The organism is Streptomyces sp. NPDC025806 (assembly GCF_055558275.1).
The window spans coordinates 238,953-256,679 of the sequence record NZ_JBVHMU010000009.1; the positions used below are offsets into that span (position 1 = coordinate 238,953).

Annotated in this window: 17 protein-coding genes; 7 read left to right on the plus strand and 10 right to left on the minus strand. The window is 71.9% G+C overall.

Features of this window, described 5'->3' with window-relative positions; all coding sequences use genetic code 11:
- Positions 1-13 precede the first annotated feature (13 nt).
- Together ACZ4E1_RS22335 and ACZ4E1_RS22340 are read right to left on the minus strand one after the other, a co-directional pair.
- Positions 14-538 (minus strand): hypothetical protein, encoded by a 525-nt coding sequence (locus ACZ4E1_RS22335; protein WP_188335672.1) that lies wholly within the window; start codon positions 536-538, stop codon positions 14-16.
- A 143-nt stretch (positions 539-681) separates the two neighbouring features.
- On the minus strand, positions 682-1,218 hold the full coding sequence (locus tag ACZ4E1_RS22340) for a sigma-70 family RNA polymerase sigma factor (RefSeq protein ID WP_467541958.1): 537 nt from the start codon (positions 1,216-1,218) through the stop codon (positions 682-684).
- A gap of 254 nt (positions 1,219-1,472) precedes the next feature.
- Here ACZ4E1_RS22340 and ACZ4E1_RS22345 point away from each other — a divergent pair, with 254 nt between their 5' ends.
- Positions 1,473-2,663, plus strand: a complete 1,191-nt coding sequence (locus tag ACZ4E1_RS22345; RefSeq protein ID WP_467541732.1) for a CapA family protein — start codon at positions 1,473-1,475, stop codon at positions 2,661-2,663.
- Here ACZ4E1_RS22345 and ACZ4E1_RS22350 read toward each other — a convergent pair.
- Positions 2,650-5,640 (minus strand): glycoside hydrolase domain-containing protein, encoded by a 2,991-nt coding sequence (locus ACZ4E1_RS22350; protein ID WP_467541735.1) that lies wholly within the window; start codon positions 5,638-5,640, stop codon positions 2,650-2,652. The genes ACZ4E1_RS22345 and ACZ4E1_RS22350 overlap by 14 nt on opposite strands.
- Positions 5,641-5,757: 117 nt before the next feature.
- Here ACZ4E1_RS22350 and ACZ4E1_RS22355 point away from each other — a divergent pair, with 117 nt between their 5' ends.
- The 4 genes from ACZ4E1_RS22355 (at position 5,758) to ACZ4E1_RS22370 (ending at position 10,754) form a co-directional block, all read left to right on the plus strand.
- Positions 5,758-6,918: an ROK family protein gene (locus tag ACZ4E1_RS22355; RefSeq protein ID WP_467541737.1), complete on the plus strand. Its 1,161-nt coding sequence runs from the start codon at positions 5,758-5,760 to the stop codon at positions 6,916-6,918.
- A 326-nt stretch (positions 6,919-7,244) separates the two neighbouring features.
- On the plus strand, positions 7,245-8,114 hold the full coding sequence (locus ACZ4E1_RS22360) for an ABC transporter permease (protein ID WP_188341175.1): 870 nt from the start codon (positions 7,245-7,247) through the stop codon (positions 8,112-8,114).
- On the plus strand, positions 8,111-9,031 hold the full coding sequence (locus ACZ4E1_RS22365) for a carbohydrate ABC transporter permease (protein ID WP_467541739.1): 921 nt from the start codon (positions 8,111-8,113) through the stop codon (positions 9,029-9,031). The genes ACZ4E1_RS22360 and ACZ4E1_RS22365 overlap by 4 nt, the downstream gene beginning before the upstream one ends.
- 73 nt (positions 9,032-9,104) lie before the next feature.
- Positions 9,105-10,754 (plus strand): type 2 periplasmic-binding domain-containing protein, encoded by a 1,650-nt coding sequence (locus tag ACZ4E1_RS22370; RefSeq protein WP_467541741.1) that lies wholly within the window; start codon positions 9,105-9,107, stop codon positions 10,752-10,754.
- A gap of 5 nt (positions 10,755-10,759) precedes the next feature.
- Here ACZ4E1_RS22370 and ACZ4E1_RS22375 read toward each other — a convergent pair whose 3' ends face one another.
- Positions 10,760-12,187 carry an amino acid permease gene (locus tag ACZ4E1_RS22375; RefSeq protein ID WP_467541743.1) on the minus strand — a complete coding sequence of 476 codons (1,428 nt, stop codon included), beginning with the start codon at positions 12,185-12,187 and terminating at the stop codon, positions 10,760-10,762.
- 100 nt (positions 12,188-12,287) lie between these two features.
- Positions 12,288-12,749, minus strand: coding sequence for a universal stress protein (locus ACZ4E1_RS22380; protein WP_467541745.1), 462 nt, complete (start codon positions 12,747-12,749; stop codon positions 12,288-12,290).
- Positions 12,750-12,876: 127 nt separating this feature from the next.
- Between ACZ4E1_RS22380 and ACZ4E1_RS22385 the strand changes: the two genes are divergently transcribed.
- Positions 12,877-13,752 (plus strand): polysaccharide deacetylase family protein, encoded by an 876-nt coding sequence (locus tag ACZ4E1_RS22385; RefSeq protein ID WP_467541747.1) that lies wholly within the window; start codon positions 12,877-12,879, stop codon positions 13,750-13,752.
- 21 nt (positions 13,753-13,773) lie between these two features.
- Here ACZ4E1_RS22385 and ACZ4E1_RS22390 read toward each other — a convergent pair whose 3' ends face one another.
- A complete protein-coding gene (locus tag ACZ4E1_RS22390) occupies positions 13,774-14,436 on the minus strand; it encodes a class F sortase (protein WP_467541749.1) in 663 nt (220 codons plus the stop codon).
- Between the two features lie 347 nt (positions 14,437-14,783).
- On the opposite strand from ACZ4E1_RS22390, the gene ACZ4E1_RS22395 reads away from it, so the two are divergent.
- The gene (locus tag ACZ4E1_RS22395; RefSeq protein ID WP_467541751.1) at positions 14,784-15,278 is read left to right on the plus strand and encodes a hypothetical protein; all 495 of its coding nucleotides are present in this window, start codon (positions 14,784-14,786) and stop codon (positions 15,276-15,278) included.
- Positions 15,279-15,394: 116 nt separating this feature from the next.
- Here the strand turns inward: ACZ4E1_RS22395 and ACZ4E1_RS22400 are convergent, their stop codons facing one another.
- From ACZ4E1_RS22400 to ACZ4E1_RS22415, 4 genes are all read right to left on the minus strand, one after another.
- Complete coding sequence (locus tag ACZ4E1_RS22400) at positions 15,395-15,910, minus strand: hypothetical protein (RefSeq protein ID WP_467541753.1); 516 nt, start codon at positions 15,908-15,910, stop codon at positions 15,395-15,397.
- A gap of 145 nt (positions 15,911-16,055) precedes the next feature.
- Complete coding sequence (locus tag ACZ4E1_RS22405) at positions 16,056-16,310, minus strand: hypothetical protein (protein WP_467541755.1); 255 nt, start codon at positions 16,308-16,310, stop codon at positions 16,056-16,058.
- A gap of 47 nt (positions 16,311-16,357) precedes the next feature.
- The gene (locus ACZ4E1_RS22410; protein ID WP_467541757.1) at positions 16,358-17,119 is read right to left on the minus strand and encodes a bestrophin-like domain; all 762 of its coding nucleotides are present in this window, start codon (positions 17,117-17,119) and stop codon (positions 16,358-16,360) included.
- Positions 17,120-17,137: 18 nt separating this feature from the next.
- Positions 17,138-17,710, minus strand: coding sequence for a hypothetical protein (locus ACZ4E1_RS22415; protein ID WP_467541759.1), 573 nt, complete (start codon positions 17,708-17,710; stop codon positions 17,138-17,140).
- Between the last annotated feature and the right edge of the window lie 17 nt (positions 17,711-17,727).

Sequence of the window (17,727 nt, forward strand, 5' to 3'; positions counted from 1 at the left end):
CCCCACTGGAAACTCAGAACAGATGGATCGCCAGATGTCCCAGAGGTAAGCCGAGCCGCCACGCGGGCGTCCACACCTGCGGCCCGTCCTCCTCGTCCGGCACCGGCACCGCGTCCAGGTCCGGAGCCAGCAGCTCCGTCTCCTCCAGCCAGCGCCACGCCGCCGCGGCGAGCGGCAGGTCCGGCGAGGACTGCCCGGACCGCCGCACCTTCGCCTCCCGTTCCGCGAGCGAGGCCCGCACCCACGACTGCCAGGGCCGGTCGTAGGCGGTCAGCGAGGACCAGGTCTCCAGCTGGGACACGACCCGGATCCCGGACAGCTCGTCGCTCACGTCCGAGAGGTAGATGGTGAGGGCGAGCGCGTCTCTGCCCGCACGGAACTCGAAGGACGTGGGAGGCATCAGATCCCCGGTGCGCAACAGCTCGTCCGCGATGTACTCCGCGTACAACCAGGCCATGGGAACGGCGAGTTCACCGCCCGGCCCCTGTGCGCCGCCGCCCTCGGCGCCCGCCGCGCCGTCGTGGCTCCCGTACCGCATGTCCCTGTCCGCCTTCCTCCGGTCCGTGCGTGCGCCGGTCCCGGCCCGCCCCGTCGACTCACCGGGCAGGACAGCGGATTACTCAACCGAGGAAGTCCCCCACCGGGCAGGCGCTTTACCGATGCTTGACCTGGGCGTCGGTTTCATCGCAGGTCGGGCGCGTAGCCCGGAAGGACCCTGCGCAACGCCCGCAACGCATAGTACGCACGGGACTTCACGGTACCCGGGGGGATGCCGAGCGTGCGGGCGGCCTCCGCCACACTGGCGCCCTTGAAGTAGACCTCCAGGAGCACCGCCCGGTGCTCGGGGCTGAGCGTCGCCACCGCCTCCCGCACGTCGAGCGCCGCCGCCGACCGCTCGGCGTGGTCCGCGCAGACCCGCGCGTTCTCCAGCACCGCGTCCCCGACCTCGGCGGGCCGGGCGAGCCGGGCCCGCCGGGCGTCGATGGCGAGACGTCGCCCGACGGTGAACAGCCAGGGCCGCACCGACTCGTGCTCCGAGCGGAGCGCCTCCGGATGCTGCCAGGCCCGCACGTACGTCTCCTGGACGAGGTCCTCCGCCCGCTGCCGGTCGCCGTCGCACAGCCGCAGCAGGAACGCGTAGAGCGGCCTGCCGTGCTGCTGCTGGACCTGTGCGAGGTCCTCCTCCGTCGTCCTGAGTGTCCTGAGCGCCGTCGTCATGCGCGTATGGCAGCGCAGGGGGCCGTCCGCGCCCAGAGCCCCGGCGGCGGTGTGCGCCGGACGGTCGATGCGCTCGACGAGCGGTGCGGCGAACGGGTCGAGCGGAGCCGCGCCCCGGTCCGGCGCCTTGACTCCCTCCATTGGTCATATGTGGATATTTAAGGCAATCCACCCATAGCGATCCACCCATAGCGATCCGCCCATCGCGATCCACCCCCGTCCCCCGCATCTCACCTGTTCAGGGAGCCTGATCGATGACGTCGAAGACACGGAGCAGCAGTCGCGGCAGCACCCGGCGCACGGCGCTGGCCCTCACGGCCGCCGTGATCGGCCTGGGCGCCGGCTGCGCGGCCCCCGGCGCCGGGCCGGGCGGCGCACCGCCCCACAAGGCCGCCCCCGCCCCCGCACCGGCCGTCCGCCCGTTCACACTCGCCGCGTCCGGCGACGTCCTGCCGCACTCCTCGATCATCGAGAAGGCGAGGGAGGACGCGGGCGGCACCGGCTACGACTTCCGCCCCATGCTGGCCGGCATGAAACCCGTGGTCTCCCGCGCGGACGTGGCGATCTGTCACATGGAGACGGTCTACGGCGCCCAGGGCGAGTACAGCGGTTACCCCGACTTCAAGTCCCCGCCCGAGGTCGTCGCGGGCCTGAAGGAGACCGGCTACGACTCCTGCTCCGCCGCCTCGAACCACACCCTCGACGACGGAGCCGACGGCATCGCGCGCACCCTGGGCGCCTTCGACAAGGCCGGGGTGAAGCACGCGGGCTCCGGCCGCACCGCCGCCGAGGGCCGGGCCCCCGCCTGGCTGAAGGCGGGCGGCGCCCGCATCGCCCAGCTCGCCTACACCTACGACACCAACGACCACCCGATGCCCGAGGGCAAGCCCTGGTCCGTGAACCTGATGGAGCGGCAGCGGATCGTCGAGGACGCCCGCGCCGCCCGCCGCGCCGGCGCCGACGTGGTCGTCGTCTCGCTGCACTGGGGCACCGAGTGGCAGGACGAACCCGACGAGCGCCAGCTGAGCCTCGGCCGCGAACTGACCGCGTCGACCACGAACGGCCGCCCCGACATCGACCTGATCCTCGGCACCCACGCCCATGTCCCGCAGGCCTACGAGAAGGTCAACGGGACCTGGATCGTGTACGGCATGGGCGACCAGATCGCGGGCGAGATGTTCAACTACGACGGCGCGCGGGACGCCCGCGGCAACATGAGCTCGGTCGGCCGCTTCACCTTCGCTCCGCCCGTCCGGGACGGACAGCGCTGGCAGGTGACCAAGGCCGAGTTCGTGCCGCAGTGGTTCGACGTGTCCACGGGCCGCGTCGTGAACCTGGGCCGCGCGATCGACGAGGGCGCCGATCTGGGCGGCGTCCGCGACGCGATCCGTCAGGTCGTCCTCAGCCGCGGTGCGGACCGTGACGGGCTCGTCATGGCGCAGTGACCTGAGGGCCGGCGTCCGCGGGGCGCAGCCGCAGCAGCAGGCCCCGTCCGGGCTCGACCCGGACCGGGCCGCCCGCGGCGTAGTCCCGCTCCTCCTGGAAGCCCTCGATCCCCGGCGCGTGCGCCGCCACCTCCGCGCCCGCGAGCGTCAGCCGGCAGTCCACCGGGTCCTCCGCCCAGGACGCGAGCGCCACCGTGGTCGCCCCGCCGGGGCCGCGCCACACGGTCGCGAGCACCGCGTCGTGGTTGGTTCCCGCCGTGGTGTCACCGGCCCACCAGCCGGTCATCTCGGCCTCGGGCAGCCCGAGTTCGTCGAACGCCCGCCACAGGGGCCGCACATCGGTCATCGGGGCCCGCGCCGTCATCCCGAACACCAGCCCGCGCCACGGATTGCCGCCGCCCTCCAGCATCTCGCCCATCAATCCGAACGGGATCCCGGAGATCTCCACGAGCCAGTACGCCGGGTCCGTCGTCGCGTAGTCGAAGAGCTCGCCGAGCCACAACCGGTCGACGTACGGCATCAGTTCGGCGTACAGATTGGCGCTGGAGGCGAAGCCGTCCGGCGCCCGGAACTGGTTGCAGGAGTGCAGGTCCACGACCGGCGGCGGCCCGCCCGCCGAGGTCAGCGCCTTGCGGACCCGTTTCATCGTGGTCCGGTCGTACGCCACGTCGTCCAGGTACAGCCCATCGACGCCGAGCCGCTCGCGCAGCCGCCGCACCCCCGCCACGTAGAAGTTGTGCCAGCGGGACTCGCCCGTGGTGACGGCCGCGACGTCCCGGACGTCGGAGGCCACCCAGCCGGGCACGTGCGCCTCGCCCAGGTGCTCCCGCAGCCAGGCGTGCCCGCCGCCCGGACCCGCCGCGAGGACCTCGTCCCCGAACGAGGCGAGCACCCTCAACTCGGGGGAGTGCCGCGTCAGTTCGCGCACCGTGTCGTACACCTTCACCCGCACTCCGAGCGTGTGCGCCCGGTCGGTGTAGGCGCGCAGCACGTCGGCGGCGAGCAGCGGGTCGTTGATGTACGGGTTCGGGGGAGTGGCGTGGTGCAGGTTGACGACGTTCGCCCCGTACGCCGCGACCTCCTCGGGCGTGGCGTACGCGTGGAAGTAGCGTTCGGTCAGCTGGGTGCCCGGAGTGATCGGCTTGAACGGCGTGAGCAGCAACCGCAGTTCGAAGCAGCGCCGCTCGCCCGCCTCCAGCCGGACCGGGCCGCTGTGCGCGGTGACGGTGCGCACCCCGTCCGCGGTGCGCAGCCGCACCCCGCCCCGCCCGTCGTCGCCCGCCCAGGAGCGGGGCGTGACCAGCGGCTTCTCCCGGTAGTAGTTGGTGTTGAGCGGCCGGGCGTAGTGCGCGTCGCGCAGGGACAGCTGGAGTCCGGCGTGCGCGGAGCCCAGCCACAGGGCGTCCTGGTTGCGGGTCGCGGTGTCCCAGGTCCAGTCGTACGTCTCCGGGCAGTCGCGCCCGGTCAGGCCGAGGCCCATCACGTACCGGGCGAGCGGCTCGCGCACGGGCACGTCGAGGGTCACGTCGGGGAGTTCGAGGGCGGCGCGCGCCTCCACGTCGATCCGCAGGACGAGGAAGCCGTCCGCCTCCACCTCGCCCTCGGTGTCGACCAGAAGCTCGTCCGAGGAGGATATGGCCTTCCAGGTGACGCGCCCCGGGCCGGGCTGCTCCGAGGTCAGTGGGCCGAGGGTCAGTTCGCGGCCGAGGTCGAAACGGACCGGCCCCGCCAGCAGGTCGTGCGGCGGGCCGTCGGCCGCGGTGACGGCCGGGGTGAACGTCGACACCAGCCGGTGCGGCAGCCCGTCCGCGCCGAGCTGGACCCGCCGGCCGAGCAGCCCGAGCTCGCGCCCGCCGTCGGGCGCGTCCACGCAGGTCACCGGGGTGAACGGCGGCACCACCGTGTCGTCGTGCCCCTCCGTGCTGTCCAGCCAGGCCAGCCGGGCGAGGCGCTCCGGCTCCCCGGTCCCGCCGTCGGCCGCCGCGTGCTCGGTGACCGTGAGCCGGACCGGCAGCACCTGCGGGACCGCGCCCGGGGCGCTCACCTCGACCTCGCCCTCGTACCGGCCCGGCGCCGCGTCCGCCGGGACCTCCGCGAGGAACCACAGCGCGTCGACCCCACCCGCCGGCACGTCCACCCGCCGGGTGAGAGGACGGCCCCGCGCGTCCGTGCCGCCCAGGCTCGGGCAGCGCACCGGGAACGGCAGCCCGCGCACCCGCGCCGTCAGACCGGCCAGATCCGTGCGCGCGTACACGCCGACCTGGAACGCGAAGAACTCCCCGCGGTCCGCCGTGCCCTCGTACGCAGCGCCGGGCACCCCGCGCGCCCAGCGGGCGGGCAACTGTCCGTACCGGCCCAGGGGGTGCGCGCGATCTTCTCCGAAGAGCATCAAGTCGGCGTCCGGATCAGCGAGTTCGAGCTTGCGCCGTTCGTCGTCGGTCGCGGCGAAGCCCAGGGGAGCGAAGGAGTCGACGGCGCTCGCCGCCTCGTAGCGGAACACCTCGGCCCTCGGTAGCCGCCCCCAGCCGGAGTCCGGCCCGTCGAGCCCGTGCGCGTGCACCCACGCCGGATCGGCGGTGCGCACCGGCTGCCGGTACACGGCCTGCGGGTAGTAGGCGCGGCCGGTGTGCGCGTACGGCAGGTAGTGCACGGCGTACGTGCCCGGGCCCTCGACGGGCTCGAAGACGATGCGGCCGCGCTCCGCCGTCACCTCCACCACCAGCGTGTTGCGCACCCGGCGCCCGGACGGGGCGAGCACCACCACGTCGACCAGCTGCGGGTCCGGGTCCCGGCGCCGCCACGGCAGTTCCGCCGCGAGGACCGGTCCTGCCTGGACGGCGCGGACCAGGATGCGGTGGTTGCCGTAGGCCTCGGTGTCCCAGTCGCCGACGCCGCAGGCCAGCTCGGGATGACCGTCGCCGGCCGGGAGTTCGAGGTGTCGGAGCGTGCCGTGCTCACCCGTGCGTTGCTCACCCATGCGTGGTCCCCCAGGGGCGCGTTTATTAGGTAAGTTGCTCAATCACTCCGGGTCACCCTGGGGAGTCACCGATCATGCTGTCAAGGGGGACACCTTGGATCGGGGGGAGCCGCGCCCATGAGAACCAGCCACGACGACAAGAGCGAGAAGCGCGACAAGCAGGACAAGAGTGGCGATCCGTCGCTGCTGCGCCGGCTCAACACGGCCGCGGCCCTGCGGGTGCTGCGCGAGCGCGCCGAGATCACCGTGCCCGAACTCGCCGCGCTGATCGGCGTGTCCCGGCCCACCGCCCAGGACCTGACCGCCCAGCTGCTCCGCGAGGGGCGCCTGGTCGAGCTGGAGCCCGGCGCCGGCGGGGTCGGCCGCCCGGCCCGCCGCTTCCGTTTCCGCGCCGAGGCGGGACATGTGCTCGGCGTCGACGTCGGCGCCCACAAGGTCCTCGTCCTCGCCACCGACCTGCTCGGCCGCACCGTCGCCTCCCACCGGCTGCCGGTCACGCCCGAACTCGGCGCGGAGCAACGGCTCGACGCCGTCCGCACCGCCGTCGCCCGCTGCCTCGCCGGGCCCGCCGCGGCCGGACTGCGCCCGCTCGCCACGGGCATCGGCACCAGCGGCATGGTCGACCCCGCCGGTCGCGTCGTCACCGTCAGCGACTCGCTGCCCGGCTGGAGCGGCGTCGATCTGACGGCCGCGCTCGCGGGCCACGCCCCGGGCCCGGTCGTCGTCGGCAACGACATCCAGCTCGCCACCCTCGCCGAGGGCACCGCGGGCGTCGCCGCGGGCACCGACGACTTCCTGTACCTGTACGTCGGCAACCGGCTCGGCATCGGCCTGTGGCTGCGCGGCGAACTGCACCGGGGTCATCACGGCGCCGCCGGCGAGATGGTCGCGGGCGACGGCTGGACCGTGCCCTACCAGCGGCTTCTCGACTGGTTCGCCGGGCACGGGGGAGAGGCACGGCCCACCCGGGAGACCGCGGCCCGCGCCGTCGTGCGCGCCGCCGCGGCCGGTGACGGCGGCGCCGCCTACACCCTGCGGGCCTTCGCGCACGCCCTCGCCGACAGCCTCGCCCGGCACGTCGCGGTGCTCGACCCGCGCGCCGTCGTGCTCGGTGGCGGGATCTCGCGGGCCGGGGCCCTGCTCAGCGAGCCGTTCGCCGAGCGGCTCGCCGGCCTCACCCCGTGCCCGCCCGAGGTGCGGACCTCCACGCTCGGTGAGGAGTCCACCGCGATCGGGGCGGCCCGCCTCGCCCTGGACCACGTCGAACGGGCCGTGTAGCGGTCCTTCCCGCAGAAAAGTCCAAGCCTCACCGAAGAAGAGTCCAACTTCCCGGGGCCGGAAGGCGGTTGACGTGCCCTCCGGCCGCTTCCATGATGACTCTCCAATTCGGAAAGTTGCCTTCTTTATTGGCGGCCGCTCGTCCCGGCGTCTCGACGTGCCGGGCGGCCGCACCCGTCCCGTCGGTGGGAGTACGCGTGTCTTCCCCAGCAACTGAACGGCGCGTCCGTGCCGCCTCGCCGCCCGCGGCTGCCCCGGCCCGGCCCGAGGGCCGCACCCTCAGGCGCCGACCGCCGCTCGCGCGCCGGCTCCGCGACAACTGGGTGATGCTCGCCCTGATGGCGCCCGGCCTGCTGTTCTTCGTCGTCTTCTTCTACGTCCCGATGCTCGGCAACATCGTCGCCTTCGAGGACTACCAGCCCTTCATCGGCTTCAAGGACAGCGCCCTCGTCGGCCTCGCCAACTTCCAGGAACTCTTCGCCGACCCGGCCTTCTGGGAGTCGGTCCGCAACACCCTCGCCTTCGCCGCCCTCCAGCTGGTCTTCTTCTTCCCCGCCCCGCTGGCGCTCGCCCTGCTGCTCAACAGCCTGGTCTCCAGCCGCGTGAAGAAGTTCGTGCAGAGCGTCGTCTACCTCCCGCACTTCATCTCCTGGGTGCTGGTCGTCGCCCTGTTCCAACAGGTCCTCGGCGGCGCGGGTCTCGTCTCCAACTTCCTGCGCGACCACGGCTTCTCGGCCCTCGACGTGATGACCGACCCGCACGCCTTCCCGCTGCTGATCACCTCCCAGGTCATCTGGAAGGACATCGGCTGGGGGATGATCATCTACCTCGCCGCGCTCGCCAACGTCGACCAGAGCCTCTACGAGTCCGCCGCCGTCGACGGCGCGAACCGCTGGCGCCGCATGTGGCACGTGACGCTGCCCGCCGTCCGCAGCGTCACGATCATGCTGCTCGTGCTGCGGCTCGGCGACGTCCTGTCCGTCGGCTTCGAGCAGTTCCTGCTCCAGCGCGACGCGGTCGGCGCCCGCGCCGCCGAGGTCCTCGACACGTACGTCTACTACCACGGTGTCGTCTACGGCGACTGGGGCGTCGGCGCCGCCGCGGGCCTTGTCAAGGGCGTCGTCGGCGCCCTCATGATCTGGGGCGCCAACAAGCTCGCCCACGCCTTCGGAGAGCAAGGGGTGTACAGCAAGTGACCTTCTCCCTGCCGCTGTTGAAGCCCCGGCCCGAGGACGTCCGCCCTGCCTGGGAGGAGCCCCCGAGCCCGCTCGGCAAGAGCGCCAAGGCCGTCGTCCTCACCGTCATCTGCGCCGTGATGATCCTGCCGTTCCTCACGGTTTTGTCCACGAGCCTCGCCTCCCGCGAGGAGATCACCGCGTCCGGCGGGTTCGTGCTCTTCCCGACGGACCCCACCTTCGAGGCGTACTCCACGATCCTGTCCGGAGGCCTCGTCACCCGGGCCGTCCTCGTCAGCATCGGCATCACCGTCGTCGGCACGACCCTCTCGCTCCTGACGACCGTCGGCCTCGCCTACGCCCTGTCCAAGCGCGGCGTCCCCGGCAGCAAGCCGGTCCTGCTCATGGTCCTGTTCACGCTGCTGTTCGCGCCCGGCATGATCCCCATGTACGTCCTGGTCAAGGAGCTCGGGCTGCGCGACTCGTACTGGTCGCTGATCCTGCCCGGCCTGATCAACGCCTTCAACCTCGTCGTCATGCGGGCCTTCTTCATGAACATCCCCGAGGAGATCTACCAGGCCGCCCGCATCGACGGCGCCGGAGACTGGCGCGTCCTCACCCGTATCGTCATGCCGCTGTCCAAGGGCGTCATCGCCGTCGTCGGCCTCTTCTACGCCGTCACGTACTGGAACGCCTTCTTCAACGCGATGCTCTACCTCGACGACTCCGGCAAATGGCCCATCCAGGTCGTGCTCCGCAGCTACGTCGTCCAGGGCAAGGCCATCACCTCCGACCAGCTGGGCGTGACCCACATGGCGCCGCCCCAGTCCATCTCCATGGCCGTCGTCATGCTCGCGCTGCTGCCGATCCTGCTGCTCTTCCCGTTCCTGCAGAAGTACTTCAGCAAGGGCGTGCTCACCGGCGCGATCAAGGGCTGACCCGGCCCACGATCCAGGGCCGGCCCCGCCCCCTGCCCGTACCTCCCGTTCCCGAACCCGTGTGGAGACGATCATGAGCACCGGTGTGTCCCGACGCCGATTCCTCGGCCTGAGCACCGCCGTCGCGGCGGGCGCCGCCTCCTCCTTCCTCACCGGCTGCGGAAGCTCCACCGCCGGCAAGGGCGAGGCCGCCTCCGCCAAGGTCAAACTGCCCGCCTACGTCCCCTTCACCGGCGTCAAGCCCGACCTGCCGCCCAACGCCAAGGGCCTGTCCGCCGGCTTCCTCTCCTACCCGAAGGAGCTCGCGCAGAGCGTCGCGAAGGTCCCCGGCGACGGCTCCAAGGTCTCGATGCTCACCGAGATCTGGGTCCAGCCCCCGCTGCCCAAGGGCTCCAACGCCCACTGGAAGCAGGTCAGTTCGAAGCTCGGCGTCGACCTCTCCGCGATCCTCGGCACCGACCCCGGCTACGAGGAGAAGTTCCCCGCCATCGTCGCCGGCGGCGATCTGCCCGACCTCATGTGGATCCCGCCCAACCAGGGCCTGCAGCACATCGCGCAGCTCCTGGAGTCCAAGATGGCCGACATCACGCCGTACGTGTCCGGCGACGCGGTCAAGGACTACCCGAACCTCGCCAACATGACCCCGGCGCACTGGAAGACCGCCGTCGTCAACGGCAAGATCTGGGGCGCCCCCAGCCCCTACCCCGCCCTCGGCCAGGTCTACGGCGGCAACCCGAAGATCTGGGCGAAGGCCGACGGCTTCTCGGCGAAGAGCACCGAGGAGTTCATGGACAAGTGCAAGGAGGTCACCGGCGGCAACACCTGGGCCCTCGAACCGATCTACGGCAACGCGGTGAGCGTCCTCAGCCAGTGCTACGGCGCACCCAACAAGTGGGGCCGCGACAAGAGCGGCAAGGTCACCTTCTGGATGGAGTCCGAGCAGTACCTCGAAGCCCTCAACTTCGTCGTCAAGCTCAAGAAGGCGGGCGTCTTCTACCCGGGCGACCCCAAGATGGCCGACGCCTACCTCAAGCTCGCCCAGGGCCGCATCGGCGCCTGCGTCTACGCCAACCCGACCGGCGCCCGCAAGGACACCCGCACCAACGACCCGGCCCTCGCCGCCGAGATCCTCATCCCCTTCGACGCCGACGGCGCCAAGGCCAACGCGCACTACCACGCGTTCGGCACCATCGGATACACGGCGATCAAGAAGGGCAGCGAGAAGCGCGTCCGGATGATGCTGGAGATCCTCAACTACCTCGCCGCGCCCTACGGCACCAAGGAACGCGAGTTCCTGGAGTTCGGCGCCGAGGGCAGCGACTTCACCTACGACGACAAGGGCTTCCCGCAGCGCACCAAGAAGGGAAAGCAGGAGGTCGAGGGCCTGTGGAGCGGCCTGGCCACCGCCACCACCGCCCCCTTCGTCCTCGCTCCGTCCGTCTTCCCCGGCAGCCACGGCGTCCAGGACGTCAAGGACATGTACGGGGTCGAGCAGGAGCTCCTGCGCACGGCCGTCCAGAACGCCACGGTCGGCCATTACTCGGACGCGTACACCGAGCACTACGGGCGCCTGTCGACCGAGGCCAACGACCTGGTCAACGACATCGTCGCCGGACGCCGCAAGATCAGCGAGTGGAAGCCGTTCTGGACGGAGTGGGGCCCCAAGGGACTCGACAAGATGAAGCAGGAGTTCCAGAAGTCCCTCGAGGCCGGTGACGCGTGAGCTGACTAGGACTCGGTGCGGTTCAGCTCGGACCTCTTGTACGAGTACCCGAAGTAGATGACGAGCCCGATCACGAACCAGACGGCGAACCGCACCCACGTCTGCCATTCCAGGAACGTGATCAGCCAGATCGAGAAGACGACCCCGATCGCGGGCACGACCGGCATGCCCGGCGTGCGGAAGGTGCGCGGCAGCTCCGGCTGCCGGTAGCGCAGCACGATCACCGCGACGCACACCACGACGAACGCCAGCAGGATGCCGATGTTGGTCAGCTCGGCCGCCTCGCCGATCGGCAGGAACCCGGCGATGGCGGCCGACGCAAAGCCGACGATCCACGTCACCCGGGTCGGCACGTGCCGCGTCGGGTGCGTCTTCGCGAACCACTTCGGCAGCAGTCCGTCACGCGACATCGAGAACCACACACGCGTCACACCGAGCATGAACGTGAACATCACGGTGAGGATGCCGATGATCGCGCCGACCGCGATCACGTCCGCGAGACCGCTCAGACCGACCGACTTGAACGCCGTCGAGAAGCCGCTCTCCGGGTCGATGTCCTTGTAGTTCTGCATGCCCGTCAGCACCAGGCAGGCCAGCACGTACAGCACCATCGAGATGGCCAGCGAGTAGAGGATCGCCTTCGGCATGTGCCGCTGCGCGTCCTTCGACTCCTCGGCCGCCGTCGACATCGCGTCGTATCCGAACACGGCGAAGAACACCGTCGCCGCTCCCGTGAACGCCCCGCTCACCCCGAACGGGAAGAACGGCGTGTAGTTCCCCGTGTCGATGTGGAAGAAGCCCACCGCGATCACCACGACGACCACGAGCACCTTCAGCACCACGACGACCGTCTCGAAACGGGCCGCGTTCTTGATGCCGAGCGTGAGCAGGTACGCGATCAGCAGACACAGCAGCGCCGCGAACAGGTCGACCTTGTGCCCGTCACCCGTACCCGGCGCGCCCAGCATCCACTTCGGCAGTTCCAGGCCCATCTCCCCGAGCAGGAAGCTGAAATAGCCGGAGATGCCGATGGCCACCACCGCGACGATCGCCGTGTACTCCAGGAGCAGGTCCCAGCCGATGAACCAGCCCACCAGCTCGCCGAGCACCGCGTACCCGTACGTGTAGGCGGACCCGGCCTTCGGGATCAGACCGGCGAACTCGGCGTACGACAGGGCCGCCGCCGCGCTCGCCACACCGGCGATGAGGAACGAGATGAGCACGGCGGGGCCGGCCTTCTCGTTCGCGACCGTGCCCGCGAGCGTGAAGATGCCCGCGCCGATGATGCCGCCCACGCCGATCGCGGTGAGCTGTGTCAGACCGAGCGTGCGAGTCAGCTGTGCCGACTCGCCACCCGCCCCGGACTCCGTGTCCTCGATCTGTTCGATGGGCTTGCGGCGCAGTACGCCCTGTCCCATCCGTAGTTTGGCCATGGGGTTCACCTCTTCGCAGGTGCGACGGCTGACGGCCGCTCATGATGCACCTGCGGGGGCGTGTTCGGAAGAAGGCACGCCCCGGCCCGCGCCCCCGGATCTACGGGACCACCGTCACCGGCCAGCGCCCCGCCTTCACCAGGCGCACCGCCACCGAGCCGATGATCCGGTGCCCCGCCTGCTCGGACGCCCCGACGACCACCGCGTCCGCCGTCAGCTTGTCGGCCGCGGTGACCAGGCCGTTGTAGGGATCGCCGCGGAAGGTGTGGAACTCCCAGCGCAGGTCGTATATGCCCTTCGCCCGCTCCACGCCCGCGCGGATCTCGGCGATGAGTCCCTCCGCGACTTCGTCGGTCACCTCGGCGACCGGCACCCCGAGGGCGGTCCCGGCCGCCATCACGGGCTGCACGTACACGACGGCGAGCAGGGCGTTCTGGCGCCGGGCCAGACCGGCGGCGTAGGCGGCGGCACGGAAGGAGGAGTCCGAGCCGTCCATGCCGACGACGATCACCTTCGGGCCGTCCGTGCCGCGTTCGAACTGTGGGGGCTGCTGTTCGTTCACGCCGAGAGGCTAGCCGAAAGTCCCTGGTGGGGGCACCGGTCGGACGGCCCCGGCTGAACGGGTGCATTCGTCCGGGCCCGCAGGTGTCGCGGGGCTCGCCCGGCGGGGCGCGTGCGAGGCATTAAGCATGAAAACCGATCACGACACCGCAGCGCCGGCCCCGCCCGCGTCCTCGGGCCGGCGCACCTTCCTGCGCGGGTTCACCGCCGTCGCCGTGGCCGCCCTCACCGGGTGCTCCGCGACCGACCGCGCGGGCGGCCCGGCGGGCGCGAGCCCGAGCGCGGCCCCCGCCGCCGGCGCCCCCGCGGCCCGGCCCCTGGCCCCCTCCGCCTACCGGCTGCGCCCGATCGGCGGGTACGGGCCCCAGCGCACCGCCCCGCAACGCCTCGCGGTCCGCCGCGCGCCGCTGCTCAGCATGGACTTCGGGCCAAACGAGCGGGCCATGGTCCTCACCTTCGACGACGGCCCCGACCCGCGCTTCACCCCCGAGATCCTGCGCACCCTGCGCCGCCACGACGTGCGGGCCATGTTCTTCGTGTGCGGCGAGATGGCCGTCGAGAACAAGGACCTGCTGCGCGAGATGGCCGACGACGGCCACGTCATCGGCAACCACACCTGGACGCATCCGCTGCTGACGAAGCTGACCCGCGCGCGCATGCGCCCCGAGATCGAGCGCACCTGCGAAGTCGTCGAGGACGCGACCGGCGAGGCACCCGCCTGGTTCCGCGCCCCCTACGGCGCCTGGAACCGCTCCGCGTTCCGCCTCGGCGCCGAGCTCGGCATGGAGCCCCTCGCCTGGACCGTCGACAGCCTCGACTGGACCACGCCGGGCACCCGCACGATCGTCTCCCGGGTGCTGGGCGGCGCCGCGCCCGGCGTCGTGGTCCTCAACCACGACGCGGGCGGCGACCGCGCGCAGAGCGTCGCCGCCCTGCACAAGTATCTGCCCCGGCTGCTCGACGACGGCTACCGCCTGACCGTGCCGCGCCGCCGGGGCCTGTGAGCCGACCTGGTGTCCGTGCGCTCAGCGCACGGACACCAGGCGGGCGAAGACCACGACGTTCCCGTCGTATCCGTTCTGCTTCGAGAAACCGCCGCCGCAGGTGATGACCCGCAGCTCCGGGGTGCCCGTCGGGCCGTAGACCTTCTCGCCCGGGAAGTTCGCCTTCTCGAACACCTCGATCCCGTACACCTCGAAGACGGCGGTCTTGCCGTCCCGGCGCAGCACCTCGACGTGATTGCCCTTCTTCACGGAGCCGAGCCCGTAGAACACGGCCGGGCCCTGCATGTTGTCGACATGGCCGACCACGATGGCCGTGCCCTGCTCACCGGGCGAGACCGATCCCGTGAACTGGCCCGCGAGGTTCGGGTCCTGCGGCGGTGGCGCGTCGACCCAGCCCTCCGCGTCCAGACCGACCGCGGTGACCGGCGCGTCCACCCGGATCGCCGGGATGCGCACCCGGTCCGCCATCGAGAACGGCAGCGGCTGCGGGGCGCCCGCCGACTTGAGCGCCGCGGGGATCCGGGTGTCCGCCGCGGCGGCCGGCGCGGGCTGCGGCGGGCCGACCTCGAACTCTCCCGAACCGTTGCGGATCAGCGCCAGACCGGTGAGCAGCACCAGCGCTATCACGCCCCACGGGGCTCGCTTCCTGGGTCGCTCCTCTTCCACGAAGGCTGGCTTGAACATTCGCTCGTCCCCTCTGGACCCGGCGGCGAGACCGTGTCCGTTGCGCGTACCAGAACGCTAAGTCGAGCGCGCACGACGGGCGACGGGGCGAGGGCGAACGGGTGGCGGCCCGCCGGGCGGAGCGGCCCCTGTGCGCCATCCGAGTTCTCCCGCACAGGATTTTTCTGACGGTGTGTGACCTGCGGGATTGTCCGCTTGTACGGAAGTCCGTCGGCGTGTCGCCTCACCAGGACGGCCGATTCCCGAAATGCGGTGCCGTGCACGGCATCTGAGGGTTCGTCTGGGAGGCGTTCTCGCCGAAATTCCCGGGGACCGTTCCCCGGGGACGTCTTCCGCGGAGGATTTCCATGCGTACCACCCGTGCTCTGGCGGTGTCCGCCGTCGCCGTCGCCGCCGTCGGTCTCGCCGCCCCCGCCGCGTCCGCCTGGTCCGACCCGACGCCGTCCAACATCACGGCCACGCCGAGCGTCATCCCGCGCGGCGGGGAGCTGACCATCACGGTCGACTCGACCAAGTGCCAGGAGGGCGGCACCGCTTCGTCGAACGCGTTCGACACCACCAGCTTCACCCGGTCCTCGGGCAGCACCGCGACCGCCACCGCGCGCATCAAGCACGACGCCACGCCCGGCGCGCACGACATCACCGTCTCCTGCGGCGGTTCCAACGTGACCAAGCCGGCCGCGTTCACCGTCATCAACGGCGGCGTCCGCGGTGGACTCGGTGGCTCCACCGAGACCGGCGCCACCCGCACCGACATGGCGATCGGCGGCGGCCTCGTGGCCGTCGCGCTGGTCGGCGGCGGCGTCTTCTGGATGCGCCGCCGCGCCGAGAACCGCGTCTGATCCGGCGCGGCGGGCCCCGGCCCCCTTCACGGGGCCTGCCGCGTGAGACCGCGAAAAGGCCGGTGCCCCGCGGACCGTCATGGTCCGCGGGGCACCGGCCTTCTCGCGCGGGTGCCTCAGGCCCCGTCGTCGCCCGTGCGGCGCCGGGCGAGGTGGTACGCGGTGGCCAGCGACCCCAGGATCAGGACCGAGCCGAGGCCGATCGCCTTCATGTCGAGACCGCCGAGGCTGCCGCCGACACCGGCCCGCACGCCGTGCCCCTGATGGATCGGCTCGGGCGTGGGCTCGATCGGTCTGCCGCCCGCGACGGTCAGGTGAAGGGTGCGCGTCGGGCCGCGCTTGCACGAGAACGTGACGGGATAGACGGCGCCCGGCTTGGCGTCCCAGTCGACGGTCGCGCTCGCCGAGCCGCCGCCCTTGCCGATGGAGACCGTGTCGAAGATCCCCGCGGTGACCTCGGTGCGCCGCTCGCAGCCGTGCGCGGTGAGCGTGATCTGCCCGCCGGCGGCGACCGTCGTGGGCGTGACACCGACCCGGAACGTGTCGGAGTCGCCCGCCGCCGCCGGTACGGCCGTCAGCGACAGGGCGGTCAGACAGAGAGCGGCGGCCGAAGCGGTACGTATCGCGCGCATGGGAGATCCTCCGGGTCCACGAGGGGCAGCCGCGGACCGGTTCCGCGTACTACTGGGGACAAGCACCTCGATGCCCGAAACGCTAGGGACACGCCGTGCGGCGCGCGATCGGTGTCGTACGAACGGGGCAACGCGTGTGGGCCGGTCAGGGGAGGTCGGCGCGGACTGACGGCCCGTCGGTCCCCGGCGCGTGCCACACGTGCGGACCCGCGCCGCGCCACTCCACGAGATGTGGGTCGTCCAGCGTCGTGTCCGCCTCGCCGAGCCCGGCCCGGCGCAGCAACTCCGTCAGATCCCGGTCGCTGTGGGCCAGCCCCACCGGACGCCCGCGCACGGTGACGTGCCGCCCACCCTCCGGCGCGGGCGGGTGGACGACGATGGGGGTCTGCCATGCGGTCATGCCCCCAGAGTGCTCCGGGCGGCGCGGGGCCGCAGCCCGGAGCCACCTCACCGCGCGCCGGGGAACAGCATCAGGAACGGATCGGCCGTCGCCGCGACCCCCCGGCTGTAGGGGGCGTCGAAGTCCCAGATGAGGAACAGCAGGAACGCGAACAGGGCGGAGAACAGCCCGGCGAGGATCAGCTCGCGCGGGGTGCGCCGGATCTGCAGCACGAAGATCATGCCGATGGTGACGAGCCCGCCGACGATCAGGCCGAACCAGACGACCCCCGGCATCGTCGCCCCCGTCGAGTCCGCCCGGGCGTTGCGGGCGTCGTCGGCGGCCGTCACCTGGTCGAGCAGCGGCTGATAGGCCTGCGCCTCGAAGTCGTTGCGCGGCTTGTAGTCGGTGACGTCGTGCCGCACCCGGTCGAGCAGCTCGGTGCCCCGGTCGGTGAGCTCACCCTTGGTGCGCATCGCGTGCCACTCGGTCGTCACGACATGGCTGACATACGTGTCGACATCCGCCCGGATCCGGGCGCGTACGTCCGCCGGGTACACCCGGACCCGTTCGTGGACCTCGTGCAGCGCCTGGGCCTCGTTGCGCACGTGGTCCTGGGCCGCGCTGCGCGCCTCCCAGACTCCCGCGATGGCCAGACCCAGGACGATCGCGTACACCACGCCGATCATCATCGTCATGTACTCGATGACGTCGGGGGTCTCCGACGGGTCGTCGTCGTCGCCGATCCGGCGCTGCTGCAGCACCTGGACGACGAGGACCACGGCGCACACCGCGATCATCGCGAGGGCGAGTACAAGCCATTCCGACATCTCTTGTCTCCACAGAGGTCAGCGGGGGCGGAGCGCGGCGACCGCGAGCACGGCGGGCGCGGTGATGAGCAGGGTGAGCGTCACGAGCGAGGGACCGCCGCTCGGTGGCGCGCGGTGCGCCTTCGGGCGGTAGGCCGGGTAGTGGACGGGCGTCGGGCTCGGCTTCGGCGGCGCCGACCGGGTCGGGGTCGGGCTCGGCTTCGGTACGGGCTTCGGCGCCGGCGGTGGCGGCGGTGGCGGCGGTGGCGGCGGTGGGGGAGCGGGCTCGGGAGCATGGGTCGTCGGAGGGGGCGGCGGAGGTGGTGGCGGTGGCGGAGGGGGCGGCGGGGGAGGTGGGGGCGGCGGGGGTTTGGGCGTGGGCTTCGGCGGTGGTTTCGGTGGAGGCGGGGTCGGTGACGGGCTGCACTGCGCGCCGTCGCCCGCGACCACGACGGCGCCGCCCTCGGCGCCCCCGTCCACGGAGGCCCACGCGCAGGCGTCGGCCGGGGCCAACGCCGCCGCGCTCGCGGAGGCGCCGCACAGCCAGGCCGTCACGACCACCGCCAGGACGCGGGTGACCAGGGCCGATCCGGCCCGCTTCGTTCGATGCACGACGGTGATCCTCGGCA

Bases quoted from the DNA above. Each gene is read 5' to 3' on its own strand.
- ACZ4E1_RS22335 (WP_188335672.1), bottom strand. From the start codon at position 538: ATGCGGTACGGGAGCCACGACGGCGCGGCGGGCGCCGAGGGCGGCGGC.
- ACZ4E1_RS22340 (WP_467541958.1), bottom strand. From the start codon at position 1,218: ATGACGACGGCGCTCAGGACACTCAGGACGACGGAGGAGGACCTCGCA.
- ACZ4E1_RS22345 (WP_467541732.1), top strand. From the start codon at position 1,473: ATGACGTCGAAGACACGGAGCAGCAGTCGCGGCAGCACCCGGCGCACG.
- ACZ4E1_RS22350 (WP_467541735.1), bottom strand. From the start codon at position 5,640: ATGGGTGAGCAACGCACGGGTGAGCACGGCACGCTCCGACACCTCGAA.
- ACZ4E1_RS22355 (WP_467541737.1), top strand. From the start codon at position 5,758: ATGAGAACCAGCCACGACGACAAGAGCGAGAAGCGCGACAAGCAGGAC.
- ACZ4E1_RS22360 (WP_188341175.1), top strand. From the start codon at position 7,245: ATGCTCGCCCTGATGGCGCCCGGCCTGCTGTTCTTCGTCGTCTTCTTC.
- ACZ4E1_RS22370 (WP_467541741.1), top strand. From the start codon at position 9,105: ATGAGCACCGGTGTGTCCCGACGCCGATTCCTCGGCCTGAGCACCGCC.
- ACZ4E1_RS22375 (WP_467541743.1), bottom strand. From the start codon at position 12,187: ATGGCCAAACTACGGATGGGACAGGGCGTACTGCGCCGCAAGCCCATC.
- ACZ4E1_RS22385 (WP_467541747.1), top strand. From the start codon at position 12,877: ATGAAAACCGATCACGACACCGCAGCGCCGGCCCCGCCCGCGTCCTCG.
- ACZ4E1_RS22390 (WP_467541749.1), bottom strand. From the start codon at position 14,436: ATGTTCAAGCCAGCCTTCGTGGAAGAGGAGCGACCCAGGAAGCGAGCC.
- ACZ4E1_RS22395 (WP_467541751.1), top strand. From the start codon at position 14,784: ATGCGTACCACCCGTGCTCTGGCGGTGTCCGCCGTCGCCGTCGCCGCC.
- ACZ4E1_RS22400 (WP_467541753.1), bottom strand. From the start codon at position 15,910: ATGCGCGCGATACGTACCGCTTCGGCCGCCGCTCTCTGTCTGACCGCC.
- ACZ4E1_RS22405 (WP_467541755.1), bottom strand. From the start codon at position 16,310: ATGACCGCATGGCAGACCCCCATCGTCGTCCACCCGCCCGCGCCGGAG.
- ACZ4E1_RS22410 (WP_467541757.1), bottom strand. From the start codon at position 17,119: ATGTCGGAATGGCTTGTACTCGCCCTCGCGATGATCGCGGTGTGCGCC.